Below are 21698 nucleotides of genomic sequence, written 5' to 3' on the forward strand. Positions count from 1 at the left end.
CGTCAGCGTCTGTCATGGGGACGCAGTAGCAATGGGCGACGTTGGTGGAAGGTAGTCAAGATTTCAGGCCACACAATCATGAGCAACTCGAAGGTTGCAACAGCCACACCGGTCTAGAAGTCATCGGTCTCATCAATGATCGAATGTCCTTCCTGCTCGGCGCTCGGACAGATATCGAGAAACTTACAGAAGCGGCAGTAGCCACTGGGCCTAGGATCTGGAGGCTCAGCCAAGGCAACAATCCCCAGGAGGCGAGACACAGACTTTTTGAAGTCATCAGTAATTTCAGTAAACGGGATATCAAGGACTGTTCCGTCCTTGTAAACGAGCTGACCGTCAGGCATGTTCGAGATTCCGCTGATACTACGGGCAGCATTTGTCATCATCATGTAAAGCATGACCTGCAGTCGATCCTTGCTGCGTTGCCTCCCTGTCTTTGCCTCAACGATGATCCCCCTTGACTTCTCGGGTCCACTGAGAACCTCTTCAACCAGAATGTCAGGCTGTCCAACGACCTTGACGCCCGACTTGGAAATAATCTCGACTCGGTTCTCGTCCTCGATACGGACGGTTCGGCCAATCTGCTGGTAGCGATCGGATACCTCACTGACCAGCCGGTTATGGTCGTCAATCCATGATGCTGGAAGGTCGGTATTGCTCTTTGGAGCAACAAAGTTACCCAGCTGGTGAAGCATGAACTCACAGTGAGTGTCACCAGATAGAAGGGGAGGAATCCAAGTCACCCAAACAAAGGACTCTTTCCGTGGGGTGAGATCAAGGTTTGGCATGCTCCAAATGCGTATACCCAGCTTCAGAAGGGTAGCCGCAATTCGTCAACTTGCTAGGACTGGTGTCAGCGGATACCAGCAGCATAAGATCGCCCAAGCAACAAATGAAACACACGCAGAGCATAAACAAGGACTAGCTTGCTCAGATCAGCCGAGCCATAGCCAGTACATGTAAAGAAGCCTTGATTATAGAATCTGTAAAAGGAAGTCGCAGTTACCAAGCAACGATTAGGTCATATTGTGGAAGAGACGAGCCGCAATCCAGAAATCCAGAGGTAATAGCGTGGTGATCGAGAATCATGGGATGGGAATTCAAGTAGACAGATCGCAAAGCTGGGCACCGCACATCACTCTGGAATGGACTGCAGGAAACAAGCCGATAGGCATTAGCGGTCAACCAGACGAAGACATCCTCCTGGGCAGAGGCTAATCACTGAGCTTTCGCTCGTGATAGCGCTTACGAGCTGAATTCCGGCTTTGTTCTCGACGACGTTCCGGATCACTTGCTACATAGTTCCGCTTACTTTGAGCGCTTGCACATTTATCGGAGCAATATATCTTGTCAATACGCATCTCGGGTGTCAACGAGAAGCTTTTATTACATTCCGGACATATTCTTGCTGGAATACTGTTCAGAATAGACTCCCTGCGTTGTGCCTTCTTGCGCTCATTGATTCTTAGCTGGCTTAATCTCAGACATTCAACGCAAGGCCCACTAGTGAATCTTGGGGACAGATGGCCGTGCCGGCAACGAGATCCATCGAAGAATCTGGATGAACCAGCCTTCAAGGCCTCTAGCTTTGTCTTTGGCAACTCCTTCCAAATAGCAGGAACATCAATTTGTGGGTAGTCAGCTACGCTCGAATCTGCTTGCTGCTCCTCAGTTGGGATAAGCGGCAAGATACATGCTGCAGCAAACAGCTCAGCAAGACTTTCAAATGACGCATAAGTGGTTGGCCAGTTCTCTTTCTTTCCTTGAATAAGCAAACCAATTGATGTTTTGAGCCATAGCTTCAGTTCTCTTTCTTTGTCAAGGACAGACAGCCCTGCTGTTGGGCCAATAGCATCTAGCAACTGAAACCCATCTCGCTCGTGGAACTGGATGCGGCCAGCAAGATCATTCGTGATGCCAAACTGTTGCTCTCCAGGCTTCGCCATCAGGTACAACCAGGCTGGTTTGTTTACATCAAAGCCAAACTCTGCGCACGCTGGACAGCCTGTTGGTTTAGTTGAGGTGAGTCGATTTGGCGAAATAGACCAGACATACCCGCACCCGTCCCTGTTACAACAAAACTCTGCTCTATGGGTATATCCCCGATATGGCCCAATAAGTGAGATGCCCCCCGCAGTCTTGTGGCTGAGTCTTCGTAAGAACTCCTCTTTAGTTACCCGCGCCACACCAGCACAGTTAGGGCAGCCAGCATCATTGTTGGTAAAAACAGCGATAGAGGTTTTCCAGCTGTAAGAACAGAGCGTGCAGGTAAACGTACATGGCAACTTAGTGGTTTTGTAGTCATCTCCCATCAGAATTGCAGGCTTGTGAGATGCCATCCAGGAGCGTTTCTCTGCTTGATCAACAAGCAGCCGCTGGCCATTAGCCCGCCATCCACAATGCTTGCAACCCTGGAGCCCTCTCCCCTGGAGACGAATAATCTCGGGAATAGTCTTCCAGAGGTAAGGCTTTGAAGGGTCGTGATCTGGATTCAAGCAGCGGAAGGTTGCTTGGCTGCTCTGATTTGCATAATCCAACAAGTCAATCATAGGTCGGTTCTCACGAAGCCAGTTGCGGAACTCGCTTTCAGGGACCTTCCTAGATTCAGAGATCCTACGTAGCGCACACTGGGGGCAGCCGGATTTGGATCCTCGAACTGAGCGGAAGGTGCTTCGCCAGCGAAAGCTGCAGGAAGGAACAACACACTTGAACCAGGTCTTGCTGCGTGCTGTGTCGAGGTCACCATCCAACTGAATATCAGGCCTATGGTTGCAGAGCCATTCCTGTATTTCAGTCTGCCATCTCAACTTTGCTGCCTGCCTAGCACAGTTTGGACAACCAAATCTGAGCTGATGAAGAAGATTGTCTGGTGTAGATGAATCCCAGCTGTGCCCGCAGGTACGGCATCGACAAGCGATTGGAACCTTAGCTGCAACATATTCACCAAGAACCTCCAGTTCAGGATGCTTGTTTGCAAGCCTATGTACGAATTGTGCGGTAGAGATGGATCGGGGCATGAAAAGTCAGGACGTAGCCGGTAGATTCGTACGAGTGCTCAAGTCCTAAGCGCCCTGAAGAAAAGCCCAAGATTCTTAGTGTTGGATCGTCTGAAAATCAATTTACTCTTCATGATGCCATCACCTCGCAGCTCGATCGGCAGCAGGCATTACCTGCCAACCGCTGAGATCGTCGATCACGCTTATCTTCATGGTGCTGGAGGAATCAGAATCCGTCTTCACAGCACGATCTACCCCATAGCCCAAGCTTTCCCGACCCCTATAAACGAACACTTCACCGCCAGGGCCACGCCGGATCAGGTCACCAATGAGGACGTTCGTGACCATAGTACGGTCTCTATTTAGCTGTACCACTGCTACAGGCTGCCACAGTGCTTCAAGCTTGCGGAACTCCTCCTCCTCAATCTGCCTCTGTCGCTGCGCCTCCTCTCTACGTAAACGAACTTGTTCCAGGGAGTGGAGGCGCTCCTGAAGTTCGGCTTGTTCGCGGACCTTCCTTTCACGTTCGTGGCGGTCAGCCTCCTCCTGCTCTCTGCGAACGCGCTCAGCCTCAATTCGCTGCCTTTCGATCAGATCCGCAAGTGCATGGTCGTGAGCTTCATGTACCTCTTCAAATGACGTCTCCCATGGCAGATCAATACCGAAGTCATGTCGAAGAAGAGCATTCAAGGATACTGCCTTCTCGGCGTTGCGCTTGAGCGCGGCGCGTTCCCCCTTCGCCCGAGCCAGTGCTTCAGGAGCAGCAAATCCCTTTGCGAGCCATTCGACATACAAAGATCGAAGGCAGGGTAGTGGCGGGGAAGGAATCGTAACCTTGCCAAGGAGACCAGGTGGCGGGAGAAGCTCGATGCCAAGGATGCGGGACTTATCCAGCTCTTGGCGGATAATGAAAGCCTCATGTCCGTTTTCAGCCAGCCACTTTCGGGCCTCTACCGTTCCGTGTAGATGACGCTCAACAAAAACCCAACGCACGTCTGCGAAGTGTCTCAGGTGATCAATGGTACGCTGCCGTATCTCCTCAACACTGATGCGCGAGATCTGAACCTCAATTGCGGAGACCATCTGCACTGCATGGGCAGGGATGTATCCGTCGCGTTGGATTACCTCCATCACCCGGGTCGGGTCCACGGCATTGCATCGAACAATGGCTAGGTCAGGCGACCGCCAATTTGGAGGGTCAACTCGGTATCGAGGCTCACGCAGCAGAAGTGACTCTGGAGATGCAGGGATGCCATTCAAACACCAAGCCCTCTGGTTCCCAATGAGCCAGTTGAGAAACTCGACGTGTTCATGGCTCCGGGTCTCACAAGGTCGGGCGATCTTATCGCCTTCCTCGTTCAGCAATGGCTCTGGGTGAAAATAATGAGGCTCGACAATGAGCGTCTTGGGAGAATACCCTCCTGATTCGGGATCCCACTTCTTGCGACGGTGCCCGCATCGGAAGGTGGAATCAATGGAACTCTCCAGGGTGGCTCTATCGAGGCCTTCAGCCTGGGCCTGCGTTAGCTGGCGGCGTGCAAGAAGGCACTGAAGGCAGACACCACGCGAGCCACGAAGTTGACGGTTGACGTCATCGATGGTGACGCCAGCCTCTAGCATCGCCTTGATGTTGATAGTGAGCCCCGAGGTGGTTAGGACGGAGTAGGCCATGACACGTCACACTAATTCACTTATAGCAGGTCTTCCGTGGTGGTGCTGAATCACACCTAACCCTTCAGCACGCGCAAGATCTCAGTGCGGGCAGTCGCACTGCCCTCCTGAGCATTCAACCGGGAGATCTGGGGATCAGAGCCTCAGTGACTGGCCTGTAGGGAGATACTTTGCTGAACGCTATCGCAAATAAATCCAAGAGCGGACTCATTTTCGAGTTGAGCGGCAACAGGATAATCTCCACACTAATCCCATCGCCAAGCACAAAAGAGTCACCGGGCAAATGACAACTTCCTCAATGCGGAAGATCTTAAAGGACTGTTTCAATTCCACTCAGCCGACTCATAACCAAAGAAGGCGAGCTAGAACTTAGCCCTTTGGACATTTCGGCAATGGCGCTTCTGGCACTGTTCCTTGCTTCCTTTGCATTCGTTTCCTTCACCTGGGCAATAGTAGCTCAATCCAAGCTAAGGCGAATCAGGAAGAAGTTTGCTCCGATTGTAGACGCTCAACGGGAGGCAACCAATATGCGAGAAGGAACCCAGCAGATGGAAGCAGCATCAAGAAAGATGGCTGAGTCCATCATTGCCAAGGCGAAGACTGAAGCAACACAGATCAAACGGCAGGCCGAGAGGGACCTAGACGAGTTAGAGCAGGAGAAGCTACAAGCGCTTAATCGAATCGCAGAGATTGAAAACGAGCGCAAGGGCAAGGCACTCGAACTGAACGCGATCAGGAGGTCGCTCAGCCTCCTTCAGGATGACAGCCTACTGATGCAAGTCGGCTACATCGAACCCGACTATGAGTTCAGCGATCTTCCAGCTTACGAGGCTGCGCTTTCAGAGCTAAGAGCAGAGCAAAAGAAAATGCTGCTTCTAGATGGCAGCGGTGGGGACAGAGAAGCAGCAGCCTTCTGCTCAAAGGAGATCAGCTTCGATGGCTCGGTGAAGAAGGGGAAAGCAATGCTGAAGAAGGTTCTTCGCCTAATGCTTCGGGCGTTCAACGGCGAGTGCGATGCGTACATTGCGCGTGTCACTTACAAGAACATCGGCTTGATGGAGAAGAGGATCGAGAACAGCTATGAACAGATTGGCAAGATCGCAGACGTGTGGTACTGCCATCTTTCAAAGGGGTACTTGGAGAATCGGCTTCGAGAGCTGAGGCTGGTATTCACCTACGAAGAAGCGAAGCAGAGAGAGCGTGAAGAGCAAGCTCAAATCCGTGCCCAAATGAAGGACGAAGAACGAGCTTTGAGGGAACTTGAGAAAGCAAGAAGTGATGCTGAACGTGCAGAGGAGAAGTACCGAGAGTTACTTGACAAAGCAAAGGCAGAAGCTGAAGCTTCAACCCTGGATGATCGGTCAGCCCTCGAAGAAAAGGTGTCCCGCCTAGAAGCAATGCTTGCAGCGGCTGAGGAATCCAAGCAAAGGGCCATTAGCCAGGCACAGCTAACGAGATCTGGTCACGTTTACATTATTAGCAATGTTGGGAGCTTTGGAGAGCATGTATATAAGATCGGAATGACACGTAGGCTTGAGCCACTAGACCGAGTACGCGAATTGGGTGATGCCTCGGTTCCCTTTCCTTTTGATGTGCATGCACTAATTTTTACAAAAGACGCTCCATCACTTGAAAGCTCGCTACACAGAAGGTTCGACAACCGCAGAGTCAATCTTGAGAATCTTAGAAAAGAGTTCTTCAAGGTGACGATAGAAGAGATACGAGAAGAGCTTCTCAGGATCCACCAAGAAGAAGGAACAGTCTCTGAGCTCAAGATCACCTTGGCTGCTGAAGCGAAGCAATATCGGCAAAGCGAAGCCAAGCGGATGGAGTTGGAGAGAACTTTCGAGAACAGCTGACTCACCACGGTCATCAAGGCACTTGCTCCCATTCCTTAGAGGCTCTCATCGACCGCTGAATAGGTCTGCTGGGCTATCCCCCCTAGCAACTAGCTCAGAGAGGGCTTGCTGGGCCTCGTGGTTGCCAATAGTGGAGCCATCGCTTGGAAGCGGCTCCAGGAGAGCATTGCACAAATCCTCTTCACTATCCGCATCGGCTGTAGAGGTGCCTTCTGGCTGCTCCGTGGGCAAGAGAGGCCGGGGAGAGTCGGCCTAGCTTATCCCTGCTGCTTGGGGCCTGCAGTGGCCTGCTGAGCAACGCGGTAACTGCATGGTTCTGAGCAAAGCGATGGACGACTCCTCGATCCATGGCTGGAGTGCGAATAGCGCGCTAGATCCGTTCATCGAACCTTATAATCCTAGGGCTTGACAAGGCTGGCGATGTGCCCTAAAAGTTGTCTTGATTGAGTCCCCTCCTGCTCCAGTGGCTTGGAAGCCACGACAACGCAAGGGACAGTCTCAATACCTGAAACTCGATCTAAGCCGAGCAGATGGTGGATTCCCACGTCGGGATCCAACCCGCTGGTTGGCTTGAACCGCCTCCGGTTCTGCTCACAGAGATCCTCAACCACACCAATAGGGCTCCTCAAACCCCTGCTTTCGATAAGCAAGAAGGAATGTGAGCCAAATGGTTTGTGAGGTGGCTGGATAGGGGGCTCTCGCTACGTGACCTCAAAGAGGCTGCGCCTTGATGCTGCAAGGGTTTTCACGAGACTTGGTATCTCTAGATACACGTTCCGTGGGATACACAAAATATCGCCCCTGAGACCCATTGCGCTGGAACGAGTCTCGAACCCTTTGTTTGAAGGAAACAGTCAAATCCGGCTGCTTCAGTTTGCCTCCCGTGAGGGCCACACAGATAAAGGCTCAACAGCTGGGGCAGGCATACATCCGTTTGCCTCGTCCACTGGGAATAGGGGGACAGACCATCACCCAACCAATGCCTTTCAACCACGATCAATCAAACAACCATGACCGACACCCAAACACTTCAGGACATCTCTTCGGGGATGAGGGCTCTGAACGCCTCAATTCGAAAAATCGGCTTCGTCCTTGAAGAGATAGCCAAGGCTCAAGGCGTTCAACCTTCTAGGCCGTATCAAGCAGGCAAGAGCGACACAGGCTCCAATCCGTGAAGCCTCTTTACCAGCCAAACTTTAATTCAGTCAATCACATGAACCGAAAAATCACCCCTGTCAAACCAGTAAAGGCACCAATCTCAAAGGCACGAGTCCCTGTACTCAGGCAAAGGAGGTCAGATTTTTTTCTTGAGATCGATCCTACTACTGCTTTCTGTGTGAAAGGAGATCTTTTCGGGTTGGAACCGCCCCTTGCGACTCCCCATCTTGCAAGCACACCCAAGATCGAAGAGAACTGGTTCATCGAGGACATGGCATCGGTCTGGACCAGTAGAGGGAATGAAATCTCACCTGAGTTGATCAGTGAGTGGAAACTCCTCCTTGCGGCATTCAACAAGTCTCTTCTCGACAACAAGGGGACGGTCTACACCTACAACGGCACCTGTGGCATCGGGAAGTCCCAAGCCGCTCAGGTGGCATGTGCTGAGTTGGCTGCAAGCTACTACCACTCCAGTTTCACGAGGATCAAAGCCAGCTGGGGAGCAATCCTGATCGTTGAAAGGATTGAAACTGCAAACGAGGCAGCCAAGGAGATTAACCGGTTCTATCAAGACATCACTGGCAGGACCGACTTGTGCGCAGTGGCGAAGCACTCACAATCTGAGGTCAGCTTCGAAGAGATCTACAACTATCCCATCTTGGTGATCTGCCATCAGGGCTACAGCAACTCGCTCCATAGGCTCAGTGATGGAAATGAGTCAACCATGAGGTCTCTTCGTAAGTGGAGGTATGGCGAGCGGAGGCTTGTCATCGTAGACGAATCAATCAACCCGATCACCGAGTACCAACTGACACTTGACGACTACAACCGAGTTCACGGGTACTTCGTTCAGAACGGCGTCATTCGTCGGCTAAAGCAGCAGCATCCCCAAGAATGGGCTGTCTTCGAAGCGATAGGACCAGTCCTTGAGCAAATCCAATCAGACAACAAGCACATCACGATCACCACTGACAGCTTTAACCAGATTCTTGAGAATGCACCCTCTGCCAATCTGCAAAAGCTCTACGACACCCTCCTGAAGGACTGTGCCTGGGATCTGATTACCATCGGTCGAGAAAGTGCATCAGTTGCCCGGGAAGTCAAGTCCAAAATCAAGACTTGTCTTCAAGCCATTGATCGACTGGTCAGTAGCTGGTCCTATTCAACCAAGTCTGGGAGTTTTCAAAAGACCAACGCAGCCAACTGGCTGATCTCCAATGAGGCTGGAAGCATGGTCATCCTGGATGGCACCGCTGCCCAGGACCTGACCTACAGGCTGTTCCCGAATCGGGAGGAAGTGACATCCAACAAGGCCCTAAGGAACCTTGAGAACGCGAAGCTCCACGTCAAGCACACAAAGGCCAATCAAGGGAAATCGGGCTTCGACAACCCAACTGAACGTGATACCCGTGCATTTGAGCTGTACAAGTGGCTGAAGACCAATCTCGACCCAGATCGGAAGGTCCTAGTCGTCTCCCACATGAACCTCGAAAATGTTCTTAAGGACTTGGCACAAGCTGATCCTTATTTCCAAGAGTTTGAGACGACCCACTGGGGAGCTACGACTGGAGAGAATCGTTGGTCAGATTTCGACACTGTTGTCATCGCGTCTAGCTTTTATCGACCTAGGGAGTGGGCTGCCAATGCCATCTGCTCACAGCTTGGTCTTGCTGAAGGCTTGGATCACCTCAGCCGACGTGAAAAGACCAGCCTCGTGGAGGCCATGGTCAACAGCAAGGTGGCTGTAGAGATCATTCAGGCTCTCTATCGGAGTCGAATCCGGAGGGTAATCGACGTAGAGGGGCGTTGCCATCAAGCGGATCTCTTCGTGCTTCTTCCCGCAGGTGAGAAGGGCAATGACATCAGGCGAATGATCATCGACGAACTCCCTAATGTGCAGGTCTCAGACTGGTCCTTCTCTGGTTTTGAACGGTCGCGACAACCAAAGGGGAGTGACCTCCTCAAAGAGGCATCTATCCTTAGGGCCCTAGAAGATCTTCCGGTTGGAAGGACTCCAGTTTCAGAGTTCCTTGAACTGGTGGGGATCTCTAGAAATGCTTGGAACAAGACCTGGCGGGGTCGATTTACTGGTCGACATCCGATCGCTAAACATGCCCGTCGTCTTGGAATCAGTCTGAGTTACAGCGGGCATGGGAGGTCTCAAAAGGCCTTCCTAGAGAAAGCTCTACCGACAAGCGAATCCTAGTGTTTACAAGGGATTTCGGCTAATTGGCGCCCATAACCTCTAAAGGGTTTCTTTTAGAGCCTATGGTAGCCGATTAGCTGAGAACCGTTGGTATGACAGGAGTCTAGTTGGTTTAAGCCTGGACCATACGGGAGTGTCTTCCCATGCTTCTTTAGAAGATCAGAATCTTAAGACTCCTTCGGAGTTGAAAGATCAGAATCTTGTATCTCTAGAAGATCCTTGGATTGCCTAAGGACCTATGGGAGTGTCTTCTCATGTCTTCTTTAGTGTCGTATCTCTATCCATTCTTAGACACTAACCCCTACCTCTCTCGACGAGCCTTGGAACCTGTCTTCTTTAGCTGGTTAGAGTCATATCTCTCTTACTGTCATCTTTAGAAGATCAGAATCTTAAGACTCCTTCGGAGTTGAAAGATTAGAATCTTGTATCTCTAGGACATCCTTGGATTGTCTAAGGACCTATGGAGTCAGATTCTTCTGGTAGAGATTCTGAAGGCTTGGTCTCCTCCGTTTCCTCTCCGGCAGACGCTCGCCAGGGCTGACGCCCGCTCGCTGCCTCCGAGAGAAACGTCGGTTGTTGGGGTTGGTGTAGGGATTGATTGGTGTCAACCAGTTGGGACCAGCTATGACAGACACGCCCATCCCAATCCCTACCAACCTCCGCCTCTCCGCTCCGAGCCAGGGCCGGGCGTCAGCCCATAGGCCCGGTGAAGCGAGGAGTGAGAGGTGGGGAACTGCTTCGATAAACAATACAGACCTGTCCCTGCTAACCAGCCTGTGACGCTAAGGTCAACCCACGTTGAAGATCCTAGGAAACTCAGATTCAATTCCGTGTCGCAATTCCATCTCTCTAACACCTTCTGAGAGCCCTCTATACACCCCTAGAAGGTCCCTCTAATCACCTTTAGGTAGTCCTGGATGGTCGAGCCTCTTTGCGTCGATCCTAGGCCCCTGATCTTGGCCAACCTGTGGTCTGGAGTTTTTACCGCAAAAATCCGTTGCCCTATACGCAGAGGGGGCTTTTTCGATTGCCCCCCCATAGGGGTATGCATTTCCAGCAGGTTGAGGATCGGAGACTGGACCAACCTGAGAGCCAGCTGGTCAGCAAATGGGTTGCCAAGAGCCCAGGCTCGATCCGCCGTACCCGTCACAACAATCGTAGACTCTTGGTACGAGGTCGCTCGATGGCCTCACGCGGATGGGTTGGTCCCCATGGATTTGATCGCCTACTACAGGGTCTCCACCGACCGCCAAGGCCAGAGTGGTCTTGGCCTGGAAGCCCAACGAGAGAAGGTCACCCAGCTGGCTGCTGACCGGGGAGCTGTGGTCGTGGCTGAGTTTGTCGAGGTTGAGTCGGGTCGGAAGCATGACCGGCCTGAGCTGGCCAAGGCCCTGGTGGAGGCCCGCAGGCGGAAGGCTGCAATCACCGTGGCCAAGCTGGACCGCCTGGCTCGGGATGCTGAGTTTGTCCTTCGCCTCAGCAGGGAAGCAGAGACCAACGGGCTTGGTGGATTCATTTTCTGTGACCTCCCAGACGTGGATGCCACCACCTCAGCAGGTCGGCTGATCCTTTCGGTCATGGCCTCTGTGGCTGAGTTCGAGAGTCGTCGGATCTCCGAACGGACAAGGGACGCTCTGGCCGCTGCCAAGGCCCGTGGGGTGAAGCTGGGAGGCCTGAGGCCAGGAACCCTCCGCAGCAACACGGCGGCCAAGGAGAGGGCTCAGGGGGAGGCTGAGAAGCTCAGGGGGGTCCTTCGCCCCATGGCTGCAGCTGGGCTGTCGCTGAGGGAGATGGCAGCTGCCCTTGAGGGGGCTGGCAAGACCACCAAGGCTGGGAATCAGCTCAGCCCTACCCAGGTCAAGAGGCTGCTGGAGCGGCTGGGTATCTCGGTCAGGAGTGCCTGAGGGTTCGCCGTCAGGAGCAGGGGTCTGCCAGGGGGGATCTGTGACCGTGATTTGGTACTAGCCGTGGTACTAGAACGGGCTTCAGCAAGGTCCCATAGTCCAGTCAGAGCCAGGATTCGCAGCCCCCTCAGCGGTAGTTCTCAAACTGCAGCGGCACCTCCAGGTCCTCGGCCCTGAGCAGGGCGATCACCTGCTGCAGGTCGTCCTTGTTCTTGCCGGTGACGCGCAGGCTCTCGCCCTGGATCGCCACGGTCACCTTCTTGACCTCATCGCGCACCTTCTTGCTGAGCTTCTTGGCCAGCTCCTGGCTGAGGCCCTTGCGCAGCCTGATCACCTGCTTCACCCGGTTGCCCCCCACCGGCTCGGGGGTCTGCAGGTCGAAGATCTTCAGCGACAGGTTGCGCTTGGTGGCCTTCTGGCGCAGCACGTCCACCACCGCATCGAGGGTCATGTCGCTGGCGGTGGTGATCGTCAGGCTGGCCTCCTCCACGTCGATCTCGGTGGCCGAGTCCTTGAGGTCGTAGCGCTGGCCCACCTCCCGGCGCACCTGATCCACCGCGTTCACCAGCTCCTGGCGGTCGAAGTCGGAGACGACATCGAAGGAATAGCTGTCGGCCATGGCGCGGGCGAAGTCAAGGCAGCGCCAGCCTAGAAAAGAGACCCCAGCCGCTCCCTCCCGATGACCCTGTCCCTGCCCATCCCCCTCCTGGCGGCCAGCCTCGCCCTGCCGGTGCTGCCGGCGGCCGCCGGTGGACCCTTCGCCTGGTCGCTGGTGCTCTCGGGAGCCGTGGTGGTGCTCAGCCTGATCCCCCTGGGGGCCGCCCGTTCCCAGGCCGACTTCACCCCCTCCGACCTGGCCGCCCCCCGGGCGATGTTCGAGCGGCTGCCGGCCTGGGGCAAGCGGGCCAACTGGGCGCACCAGAACAGCTTCGAGGCCTTCACCCTGCACGCCCCCGCCTGCCTGCTCTGCCTGCTGGTGGCCCCCTCGGTGCTGGCGGCCGCCCCGTGGGTGCCCCTGGTGGCCTGGCTGCACCCGCTGCTGCGTCTCGGCTACATCGGGGCCTACGTGGCCAACCTGCCGCCCGTGCGCAGCCTCTGCTGGGCCGGCGGCATCCTCTGCACGGCCCTGCTGTATTCCGAAGGGCTGCGGGCGGTGCTGCGCAGCTAGGCGCCCTGGGAGGAGGGGCGGAGCCTCAGCTGCCGCCCTTTTCCTGCAGGCCCTTGAGGGCCGCCAGCAGCGACGCCGGGCTCTGGGGATCCACCATCAGCACCGATCCCCCCTGGGCGGCCATCTGCTGGCCCATGGCCATCCAGTCCTTGGCCAGCAGCAGCCGCAGCCCCTCGGCCGCCGCCGGATGGGCCTCGATCACCGCCGCCAGCTGGGTGGCCGACTCGGCCCGGGCCTTGGCCAGCAGCAGCTGCTGCTTGGCCTGGGCATCGGCATCGAGCAGCACCGCCTCCTGCTTGGCCTTGGCATCCAGCACCAGGGCCTCGGCCCGGCCCCGGGCCGCGTTCACCTGGGACTCCCGCTCCCCCTCGGAGCGCAGGATCGCCGCCCGCTTCTCCCGCTCGGCGGTCATCTGCTGCTCCATCGCCTGCTGCACCCCCTGGGAGGGCTGGATGTCGCGCAGCTCCACCCGGGTCACCTTGACGCCCCAGGGATCGGTGGCCTGATCCAGCTCCTTGAGCAGGGTCTCGTTCACCTCACTGCGGGTGGTGAAGGTCTGGTCGAGGTCGAGCTTGCCCATCTCGGCGCGGATCTGGGTGAGCACCAGGTTGACCATGGCCGCCTGCAGGTTGTCGACGCCGTAGTAGGCGCGGGCATGCTCCAGCAGCTGCCAGTACACCACCGCATCCACCTCGATCGAGACGTTGTCGCGGGTGATGCACTGCTGGGGCGGGATGTCGAGCACCCGCTCCTTCAGCGATTCGTGGCTCACCACCCGCTCGAGGCCGGGGATCACCAGGGACAGGCCGGGGCGCAGCTCCCGGTCGTACTTGCCGAGGCGCTCCACCAGCATCGAGCGGCTGCTGCTGGTGACCTTGACGCCACTGATGCCCAGTCCGGCCAGCACCACGAGCACCGGAATGATGAGCGCTTCCATGCAGGCTTCTTCACTGGGGCAACGCTAGGCAGGATGGGGGCGATGGCCAACGTTCGCGTTGGTTTCGTTGTTCCTCCGCCACCGCCCCTTCGCACCCCGCCGATGCCCGCACCCCCGATCCTCTGGCTGGCCCTGGCGGGGGTGCTGCTGCTGCTGGAGCTGGTGGGCGCCGACGGCGACGGCCTGCTGCTGATCGGCGCCGTGGCGGCCCTGCTGCTCACCCTCATCGCCATCCTGGCGCCGGTGCTGCCGCCCCTGGGCCAGCTGCTCCTCTACGCGGTACTGGTGGGCACGGGCTACGTCTGGCTGCGCCGCTGGTCGGCCCGCCGCCAGGCCCGGGCCATTCCCCCCAGCGCCCGCGCCGAACTGGCGGAGGTGACCACGGCCTTCGATGCCAACGGCGAGGGCCGGGTGCGCTGGCAGGGCCAGAGCTGGGCCGCCCAGAACCTGGCACCCCAGCAGAGCCTCCCGCCCGGCAGCCAGGTGACGGTGATGGGCCGGGAGGGAACCCGGCTGCAGGTGCTGCCGCGCCAGGAGACCCTGCCGGGCTAGTCGAAGAACATCAGGCTGACCACCTTGCCCATGTCCTCGGCGGTGCGGCAGCTGGAGAGCAGGGTCTCGCTGTCATGGAAGGCGTAGCAGATCAGCTGGTCGCAGCGGTTGATGATCTCCTGGTTGCAGAGGCTGCTGGCCATCGGCAGGGGCAGCTCGTCGTTCTCGGGCTTCTCCACCAGGTGCAGCACCCGCTCCAGCTGGCTGCGGGATTCACCCGGCTGGCGGTCGAGGCTCTGGGGCAGCAGCACGGTGAGCCGGGCCGGATCCACCTCCAGCACGCTGCGGATCACGGCCGCATTGACCCCCTGGGCCCCGGAGGTGATCAGGTTGTGGCCCTCCTGGGCCAGGGAGCGGGCCACCAGCTCCACCAGATGGATCGACACCACCGGCACGTGGCGGCTGCCGAGGAAGGCGATCCTGCGTTTGCCCCGGTCCTGGAGCATGGCCAGCTCCTGGGCGAGCGTATCGATCCGGTCCAGGGCCGGAAGATCTAGGGACCGGGTCACCCGTTATCGACAACCAACGGTCCGAAACTAGCAGCGCCCTCAGGCATGGACCGCCAGGCGCAGCCGGCGGAACAGCCGTTCGAAGTGGCAGTTCTCCTCCACCAGCCGGATCGCATAGGTGGCCTTCACCGCTTCGTGCAGCCGCACATGGCCGATGGCGGCGTCGATCACCTCCACGGTGGTGAGGGTGTCGTGGTCGACCTTGAGCACCGGCACCTCCAGTTCCTCGGCCCGGCTGATCAGCTGGGGCAGGGGTTCACCGGCCCCGGTGAGGATCAGGCACTGGGTGGAGGCCTCCAGGGCCGCCAGCTGGATGTCGGTGCGGTCGGCGCCGGTCACCACCGCCATGTTGCGGCGGCGGCGGAAGAATTCCATCGCCGAATTGACGTTCATGGCGCCGATCGAGAGGGTCTCCACCAGCAGGTCGAGGCCGTCGCGGCAGCAGAGCACGGTGGCCGCCAGCCGGCGGGCCAGCTCCTCCACCGTGACGCTGCGCAGCAGGGGGCTGCGGGGCATCACGCCCAGCACCGGGATGCCGAGCCGCTCCAGGGCCGGCAGCACCGCCTCCCGCACCTCCGGCACCACCTCGGGCACCACGGCGTTGAGCACCACGCCCGCCAGCAGATCGCCCAGCTGGTGCCGGGCCTCCAGCAGGGACTCGACGCTGCGGCTCTCGCTCCACGGGTGCACCAGCAGCACCGGGGCCTGCAGGGCCTGGGCCAGCTGCACCAGGCCCAGGCCGTAGAGCTGCCCTTCGCTGAGGCTGCCGGCCCCCTCCAGCAGCACCAGCCGCTCGGCGTCGTCGTGGATGCGGCGCTGCAGCAGCGTCAGCCCCTCCCCCGGGTCAAGATCCCCCGCCAGCAGCCGGGCCCGGGCCGTCGCCGGCTCCAGCACGTGCAGGGAAGGGATCAGCTGCTCCGGCTCCAGACCGAGGGTGGCGCCGATGAAGCGCACGTCGGGATCGAGCAGGGGGTTCTCCGGGGCCGCGTCGGGGAAGGCGTCGAGCGGGTCGTCCATGCAGGTGGCCAGCGGCTTGCCGAAGGCGAGCGGCACGCCCTGGCGGGCGAGCTGGCGGCCCAGACCGAGCACCACCGCCGACTTGCCGCTGAAGGGTTCGCAGGAGCCGATCAGCAGGGGGATGGACATGGTGTGACCTCGCCGGGACCCGCAGGTGCCGGGCAATCTAGGCAGCACGTCCACCGCAGGCCCATGCCGGACCCCTCAAACGAAGCGCTCACCGTGGCCGTCACCGGTGCCAGCGGGGCCCTCGGCCAGGCCCTGCTGCGCCGCTGGCACCACCGCGGCGCCCGGCTGATCGCCCTCTGCCACGGCCGCACGCCGCTGCAGCTGGCCGGTCCGGACGGGCAGCCGATCCCCCTGCGCCAGGTGCACTGGCAGGTGGGGCAGGAGGCGGCGCTCGAATCCCTGCTCGCGGAGGTGGACGTGCTGGTGATCAACCACGGCATCAATGTCCATGGCGACGGCAGCGCCGGGGCGACCGGCCGTTCCCTGGAGGTCAACGCCCTGAGCGCCTGGCGGCTGCTGGAGCTGTTCGCCGCGGTGGCGGCGCGGCGGGATCCGGCGCAGCGCGACGGCCGCCCGCGGCCGGAGGTGTGGGTGAACACCTCGGAAGCGGAGATCCAGCCGGCCCTGAGCCCCCTCTACGAGATCAGCAAGCGGCTGCTGGGTCAGCTGCTCAGCCTGCGGGCGCCGGAGCTGGCGGCGGTGGTGCGGCTGCGGCGCCTGGTGCTGGGGCCGTTCCGCTCGGCCCTCAACCCCGTCGGGGTGATGGGGGCCGACTGGGTGGCCGGCGAGATCCTGCGCCAGGCCGACTGGAACTGCGGCCTGATCATGGTCACCCCGAATCCGCTCACCTACGTGCTGATGCCCCTGGCGACCCTGGGCCGCTGGGCCTACTGCCGCCTCCTGCTGCGGCGGTGAAGCCCGGGCAGGCCGGGCCTAGAAGTCGCGGTCGGTGAGGATGTCGCAGCCGTCGGAGGTGACCACGATGGTGTGCTCCCACTGGGCCGAGAGGCTGCCGTCCACGGTCACCACGGTCCAGCGGTCCTTGAGGGTGCGGCAGGCCTTGCTGCCGGCGTTGAGGATCGGCTCCACCGCCAGGGTCATGCCGGCCCGCAGCTGCATGTTGGGCAGGTCCCGGGTGCGGTAGTTGAACACCGAGGGCTCCTCGTGCAGGTTGCGGCCCACACCGTGGCCCGTGTAGTCCTCGACCACCGCATAGCCGTGGGCCTCGACGTGGTCCTGGACGGCGCCGGCCAGCTCCAGCAGGGTGCTGCCGGCCTTCACGGTGGCAAGGCCCTTCATCAGCGACTCCTGGGCCACCCGGCTGAGGCGGCGGGCCTCCTCGGGCACCCCCTCGCCGACACAGAGGGTGACGCAGCTGTCGCCGTGGAAGCCCTCGTAGTAGGCGCCGGTGTCGATCTTGACCAGATCCCCGGCCTTGATCACCCGTTTGGCGCTGGGGATGCCGTGCACCACCTCGTTGTTGATGCTGGCGCAGATGCTGGCCGGAAAGCCGTGGTAGCCCTTGAAGCTGGGGGTGGCCCCCATGGCGCGGATGCGGGCCTCGGCGTGGCGGTCGAGGTCGCCGGTGGTCATGCCCGGGGCGGCCATGTCGATGATCTCCCGCAGCACCGTGGCGACGATGCGGCTGGCCTGGCGCATGATCGCGATCTCCCGCGCCGACTTGACCTCCACGCCGCGGCGGGTCTTCTGGATGCGGGGGCCGGCCTGGGTGAGAGGGGTGCCACCGCCCTTGACGCCGTTGGTGCTGGCCAGCAGATCGGCGAACAGGTTCATGCGGTGGGAGTCGGGCCGGACATTCAAGTTATCAATGGCGTCCCTCCCGCCGTCGTTTCCCCGTGTCCAGTCCCACCCCCGCCGCGTCCCCACGGCCCGCCGCACCGTCCTGGGGCGCCCGCCTGCGGCAGGCCCACGCCTGGATGGCGCCGCTGGTGCTGACGCCCCTGCTGCTCTCGGCCCTCACGGGTGTGGGTTACCGCCTGCTGCGCGACTGGGGCGGGCTGGGCCGGGACCAGGTCCATCCACTGATGGTGCTGCACGAGGGCGAGTGGCTGCAGCGCTGGCTGGGCCCGGTGGGGGAGACCCTCTACGTGCTGCTCAACGGCCTGGGGCTGCTGTGGATGCTGGTCACCGGCGGCGCCATGGCCTGGGAGCGGCTGCAGCGGAACTGGCGGCGGCGCGGGGGGAAGGGGGTCAGCTGAGGCGGTAAGGTGTTGGTTTGGCCAGGCGCTCCGAGAAAAGGGATGGCAACCGAGACCGATCCGACCACCACCGATCCATCCACCGACGTGGACCCGCAGACCGAGGACCAGGGGACCCCTGACGTGGTCTCCGCGGCGGCCCCTGCCGCCGTGACCGTCACCACCGGCAAGCTGAGCGCCCGCGCCCTGATCGAGGAGTTCGAGGCGACCCAGCTGAAGAGCGACCTGCCCGAGATCTACGTGGGCGACACCGTCAAGGTGGGCGTGCGCATCCGGGAGGGCAACAAGGAGCGGGTCCAGCCCTACGAGGGCGTTGTGATCGCCAAGCGCCACGGCGGCCTCAACCAGACGATCACCGTGCGTCGCATCTTCCAGGGCATCGGCGTGGAGCGGGTCTTCATGCTCCACAGCCCCCAGGTCGCTTCCGTGAAGGTGGAGCGGCGCGGTAAGGTGCGTCGGGCGAAGCTCTTCTATCTGCGTGACCGGGTGGGTAAAGCCACACGCGTCAAACAGCGCTTCGATCGCTGAAGCCTGGTTTCACGGGTGGCCATTGCCCGCGAATCCCTCTCACGCTTTCCAGGGGCCATCGGCCTTGCGCCGTTAGTTCAGTTGGTAGAACGCAGGTCTCCAAAACCTGATGTCGGGGGTTCAAGTCCTCCACGGCGCGTTCGATGGTCCCATTTGCAGTCTCGTGGTTCCGAACATGGAGTTGGATCTACAACCCGGTGATGTGGTCAAGGTGCTGGAATCGGCCGCCCTTGGCTGGGTCCGGGCCCGGGTCATCCGGGTCAAGTCCGGAGGTCGGGTCGTGGTCCAGAGCGACCAGGGGCGGGAATTCACCGCCCGTGGCAATCAGGTCCGTCTGATCGAACCCGCCGGCTTCCGCCCCTGAGCCCAGCGCCTCGGCGTCCCTTCCGATCAGCGCCTGCCCCGTGCCCCGCACGGGGCTTTTTGTGTGGCCCCTCCCCCCGCGGCGCCCCGGGGCGGCGGGGTCGGTGGCCTTCGGGGGCGGCGTTGACGGAGGGACCGGTGACGATGGATACTTCCTTGGTCGGCGTCCGCGCCGTCGTGATCGCCCATCGGTGCCGCATCCACCCTCTGGGGCGGATTCAGGCTCGAAAGTCGGTCTGGGACTGTAGTTCAATCGGTTAGAGCACCGCCCTGTCACGGCGGAAGTTGCGGGTTCGAGCCCCGTCAGTCCCGTTCTCACCATCTGGAGCCGATTCCGTGGCCGCAGCGGTTCCCGTACGCGTCCGGCTGGCCCCCAGCCCCACCGGCACCCTCCACATCGGCACCGCCCGCACGGCGGTGTTCAACTGGCTGTTCGCCCGCCACCTGGGGGGCGCCTTCCTGCTCCGCATCGAGGACACCGACCGGGAACGGTCCAGGCCCGAGTACACGGAGAACATCCTCGACGGGCTGCGCTGGCTGGGCCTCACCTGGGACGGGGAGCCGGTGGTGCAGAGCCAGCGCATCGAGGCCCACCGGGCCGCGATCGCCCAGCTGCTGGAGAGCGGCCACGCCTACCGCTGCTTCGCCAGCGACGCCGAGCTGGCGGCGATGCGGGAGCGGCAGCAGGCCGAGGGGCGGGCCCCCCGCTACGACAACCTGCACCGGGACCTCACCCCCGAGCAGCAGCAGGCCTACATCGACGAGGGACGCGAGGCGGTGGTCCGCTTCCGCATCGACGACGGCGCCACGATCACCTGGAACGACCTGGTGCGCGGCGAGATGCGCTGGGCGGGGAGTGACCTGGGCGGTGACATGGTGATCGCCCGCCGGGCGCCCGCCAATGCCATCGGCGACCCCCTCTACAACCTGGTGGTGGTGGTGGACGACGCCGCCATGGCCATCAGCCACGTGATCCGGGGCGAGGACCACATCGCCAACACCGGCAAGCAGCTGCTGCTCTACGCCGCGCTGGGGCTGACCCCGCCCCTGTTCGCCCACACCCCCCTGATCCTCAACCCGGAGGGCCGCAAGCTCTCCAAGCGAGACGGCGTCACCTCCGTGGGCGATTTCCGCGCCATGGGCTACACCGCCGAAGCCCTGGTCAACTACATGACCCTGCTGGGCTGGTCACCGCCGGAGGGGATCGGCGAGCGCTTCAGCCTCGAGCAGGCGGCGGCGGTGTTCTCCTTCGAGCGCGTCAACCGGGCCGGGGCGCGCTTCGACTGGGACAAGCTCAACTGGCTCAACGCCCAGGTGCTGCACGGGCTGGGGGCCGGCGAGCTGCGCCAGCGGCTGCTGCCCCTCTGGCAGGCCCGGGGCTGGGGCGAGGGAGCCGCCGCCGACGCCGCCTGGCAGGAGGATCTCTGCGCCCTGCTGGGGCCCTCCCTCAGCCTGCTGGCGGATGGGGTCGAGCAGGCCGCCCCCTTCTTCGAGACACCGGAACCGGACGAGGCGGCCCTGGCCCTGCGGGCCGACGCCGCCACCCGCACCGCCCTGACGGCCCTGCTGGAGCAGCTGCCGGAGGGGCCCCTCGAGGCCGACACGGCCCAGGCACTGCTGGGGGCGGTCGCCACGGCCGCGGGCGTCAAGAAAGGGGTGCTGATGAAGGGCCTGCGGGCCGCCCTGCTGGGCAGCCTCAAGGGACCCGACCTGCTCACCACCTGGCTGCTGCTGCACCGGCGCGGCAGCGACCGGGAGCGGATCGCCGCCGCGCTCTGAGGCCGGGGCAGAGGCCTCAAGGGGCCTCAGTCGTCGAGGGCGCCGTAGATCGGCTCCACCCGGATCGCCTGGACACTGCCGGCCCGCAGCACGAGGAACTCGCTGGTCAGGTCGCTGATCGGCACGTTCACGAAGGTGTCGAGGGTCGCCGCGTTCAGCACGCCGCCGTACCAGTTCTGGAAATCCTCCAGGGTGTTGAAGTGCACCTCCTGGTGGTGGCCGCCGGTCAGGAACAGGTGGATGGCGTAGCGGCGGGGGGTGCGGGCCATGGGGCGCGGACGGCGGCGTCGGACTGCCCACAGGATGCCCCATACGGCCGCAACAGGCTTGCGGCCGGCCGGTAGAGGGGATGGAGCGGGGCGCCGGAGGCGGTGCAGCCCAGGCACACCAGCCGGGACCGGTGGGGGGCCAGCAGCTCCAGCACCCGTTCGTCCTGGCCGCCGCGGCGGCCGCCGTTGCCCCAGCCCAGCCAGATCAGCGGCGGCGGCGCGGCGGCGGCAGGCCCACCGGGCCCCTGGGCCGCCCGCACCCGGCGCCGGATCCAGGCCGGGTTGGCGGCGCCCACCGGATCGGCGGCGAGGGCCAGGGCGGAGGGTCGGGGGCTGATGCGGGCGAAGAGGTTCAGCACCTCCAGGCCGCCGTAGCCCCAGCCGGCGGCGAAGGCCACCAGCCGCCGCAGGGTGGGGTCGTCGCGGCGATGGTCGGCGCGGGAGGGGTTGAGGCCGATGAACAGCAGCCGGCTGCCCTGGGGCTCCCACACCCGCTCCAGCCACCAGCGGTAGTGGCCGCAGCGGCTGAAGACGGCGCGGCCGGAGACGTTCAC

General features: G+C 61.0%; 21 protein-coding genes and 2 tRNA genes. 13 read left to right on the forward strand and 10 right to left on the reverse strand.

Annotated elements, in window-relative coordinates:
• Positions 1-113: 113 nt before the first annotated feature.
• From L107_RS12580 to L107_RS12590, 3 genes are all read right to left on the reverse strand, one after another.
• Entirely contained in the window at positions 114-695 is a 582-nt protein-coding gene (locus L107_RS12580; protein ID WP_159819282.1) for a PD-(D/E)XK nuclease family protein, read from the reverse strand.
• A 519-nt stretch (positions 696-1214) separates the two neighbouring features.
• Positions 1215-2549: a hypothetical protein gene (locus L107_RS16385; protein ID WP_201295886.1), complete on the reverse strand. Its 1335-nt coding sequence runs from the start codon at positions 2547-2549 to the stop codon at positions 1215-1217.
• A gap of 588 nt (positions 2550-3137) precedes the next feature.
• Positions 3138-4667: a hypothetical protein gene (locus L107_RS12590; RefSeq protein WP_159819284.1), complete on the reverse strand. Its 1530-nt coding sequence runs from the start codon at positions 4665-4667 to the stop codon at positions 3138-3140.
• 392 nt (positions 4668-5059) lie between these two features.
• Here L107_RS12590 and L107_RS12595 point away from each other — a divergent pair, with 392 nt between their 5' ends.
• The 4 genes from L107_RS12595 to L107_RS12610 all read left to right on the forward strand — a co-directional run bounded on the left by L107_RS12595 (position 5060) and on the right by L107_RS12610 (position 11794).
• The gene (locus L107_RS12595) at positions 5060-6526 is read left to right on the forward strand and encodes a DUF4041 domain-containing protein (protein WP_159819286.1); all 1467 of its coding nucleotides are present in this window, start codon (positions 5060-5062) and stop codon (positions 6524-6526) included.
• Positions 6527-7536: 1010 nt separating this feature from the next.
• Entirely contained in the window at positions 7537-7701 is a 165-nt protein-coding gene (locus L107_RS12600; protein WP_159819288.1) for a hypothetical protein, read from the forward strand.
• The gene (locus L107_RS12605) at positions 7698-9890 is read left to right on the forward strand and encodes a hypothetical protein (RefSeq protein WP_159819290.1); all 2193 of its coding nucleotides are present in this window, start codon (positions 7698-7700) and stop codon (positions 9888-9890) included. Before L107_RS12600 ends, L107_RS12605 begins: the two co-directional genes overlap by 4 nt.
• A gap of 1211 nt (positions 9891-11101) precedes the next feature.
• Positions 11102-11794: a recombinase family protein gene (locus tag L107_RS12610; RefSeq protein WP_159819292.1), complete on the forward strand. Its 693-nt coding sequence runs from the start codon at positions 11102-11104 to the stop codon at positions 11792-11794.
• Between the two features lie 127 nt (positions 11795-11921).
• Here the strand turns inward: L107_RS12610 and L107_RS12615 are convergent, their stop codons facing one another.
• On the reverse strand, positions 11922-12413 hold the full coding sequence (locus L107_RS12615) for a YajQ family cyclic di-GMP-binding protein (protein WP_159819294.1): 492 nt from the start codon (positions 12411-12413) through the stop codon (positions 11922-11924).
• 60 nt (positions 12414-12473) lie between these two features.
• Between L107_RS12615 and L107_RS12620 the strand changes: the two genes are divergently transcribed.
• Complete coding sequence (locus L107_RS12620) at positions 12474-12962, forward strand: MAPEG family protein (RefSeq protein WP_236550677.1); 489 nt, start codon at positions 12474-12476, stop codon at positions 12960-12962.
• Between the two features lie 25 nt (positions 12963-12987).
• Here the strand turns inward: L107_RS12620 and L107_RS12625 are convergent, their stop codons facing one another.
• A complete protein-coding gene (locus L107_RS12625; protein ID WP_159819296.1) occupies positions 12988-13899 on the reverse strand; it encodes an SPFH domain-containing protein in 912 nt (303 codons plus the stop codon).
• A gap of 102 nt (positions 13900-14001) precedes the next feature.
• Here L107_RS12625 and L107_RS12630 point away from each other — a divergent pair, with 102 nt between their 5' ends.
• On the forward strand, positions 14002-14451 hold the full coding sequence (locus tag L107_RS12630) for an NfeD family protein (protein ID WP_159819298.1): 450 nt from the start codon (positions 14002-14004) through the stop codon (positions 14449-14451).
• Here the strand turns inward: L107_RS12630 and L107_RS12635 are convergent.
• Both L107_RS12635 and L107_RS12640 read right to left on the reverse strand, forming a co-directional pair.
• Positions 14448-14960: a hypothetical protein gene (locus L107_RS12635; protein ID WP_015108742.1), complete on the reverse strand. Its 513-nt coding sequence runs from the start codon at positions 14958-14960 to the stop codon at positions 14448-14450. The two genes, L107_RS12630 and L107_RS12635, sit on opposite strands and share 4 nt — an antisense overlap.
• A 39-nt stretch (positions 14961-14999) precedes the next feature.
• Positions 15000-16106 (reverse strand): phosphotransacetylase family protein, encoded by a 1107-nt coding sequence (locus L107_RS12640; protein WP_159819300.1) that lies wholly within the window; start codon positions 16104-16106, stop codon positions 15000-15002.
• A 63-nt stretch (positions 16107-16169) separates the two neighbouring features.
• Here L107_RS12640 and L107_RS12645 point away from each other — a divergent pair, with 63 nt between their 5' ends.
• Positions 16170-16901 carry an NAD-dependent epimerase/dehydratase family protein gene (locus tag L107_RS12645; protein ID WP_159819302.1) on the forward strand — a complete coding sequence of 244 codons (732 nt, stop codon included), beginning with the start codon at positions 16170-16172 and terminating at the stop codon, positions 16899-16901.
• An 18-nt stretch (positions 16902-16919) separates the two neighbouring features.
• On the opposite strand, the gene map is transcribed toward L107_RS12645, so the two are convergent.
• Positions 16920-17780: a type I methionyl aminopeptidase gene (gene map, locus L107_RS12650; RefSeq protein ID WP_159819304.1), complete on the reverse strand. Its 861-nt coding sequence runs from the start codon at positions 17778-17780 to the stop codon at positions 16920-16922.
• Between the two features lie 143 nt (positions 17781-17923).
• Between map and L107_RS12655 the strand changes: the two genes are divergently transcribed.
• The 6 genes from L107_RS12655 (at position 17924) to gltX (ending at position 20875) form a co-directional block, all read left to right on the forward strand.
• Complete coding sequence (locus L107_RS12655; RefSeq protein WP_201295891.1) at positions 17924-18205, forward strand: peptidase; 282 nt, start codon at positions 17924-17926, stop codon at positions 18203-18205.
• Positions 18206-18247: 42 nt separating this feature from the next.
• A complete protein-coding gene (gene rplS, locus L107_RS12660) occupies positions 18248-18733 on the forward strand; it encodes a 50S ribosomal protein L19 (protein WP_159819308.1) in 486 nt (161 codons plus the stop codon).
• Positions 18734-18799: 66 nt separating this feature from the next.
• A tRNA-Trp gene (locus L107_RS12665) sits at positions 18800-18872 on the forward strand.
• Between the two features lie 36 nt (positions 18873-18908).
• Positions 18909-19097 (forward strand): hyperconserved protein Hcp, encoded by a 189-nt coding sequence (locus L107_RS12670; RefSeq protein WP_006043540.1) that lies wholly within the window; start codon positions 18909-18911, stop codon positions 19095-19097.
• Between the two features lie 237 nt (positions 19098-19334).
• Positions 19335-19408: transfer RNA gene (locus L107_RS12675), tRNA-Asp, on the forward strand.
• Between the two features lie 24 nt (positions 19409-19432).
• Positions 19433-20875 (forward strand): glutamate--tRNA ligase, encoded by a 1443-nt coding sequence (gene gltX / locus L107_RS12680; RefSeq protein WP_159819310.1) that lies wholly within the window; start codon positions 19433-19435, stop codon positions 20873-20875.
• A 26-nt stretch (positions 20876-20901) separates the two neighbouring features.
• Here the strand turns inward: gltX and L107_RS12685 are convergent, their stop codons facing one another.
• The gene (locus L107_RS12685) at positions 20902-21144 is read right to left on the reverse strand and encodes a hypothetical protein (protein WP_106222438.1); all 243 of its coding nucleotides are present in this window, start codon (positions 21142-21144) and stop codon (positions 20902-20904) included.
• Entirely contained in the window at positions 21102-21698 is a 597-nt protein-coding gene (locus L107_RS12690; RefSeq protein WP_159819312.1) for a DUF1643 domain-containing protein, read from the reverse strand. The genes L107_RS12685 and L107_RS12690 overlap by 43 nt, the downstream gene beginning before the upstream one ends.

The organism is Cyanobium sp. Copco_Reservoir_LC18 (assembly GCF_009834675.1).
GTDB classification, from domain to species: domain Bacteria; phylum Cyanobacteriota; class Cyanobacteriia; order PCC-6307; family Cyanobiaceae; genus Cyanobium; species Cyanobium minutissimum.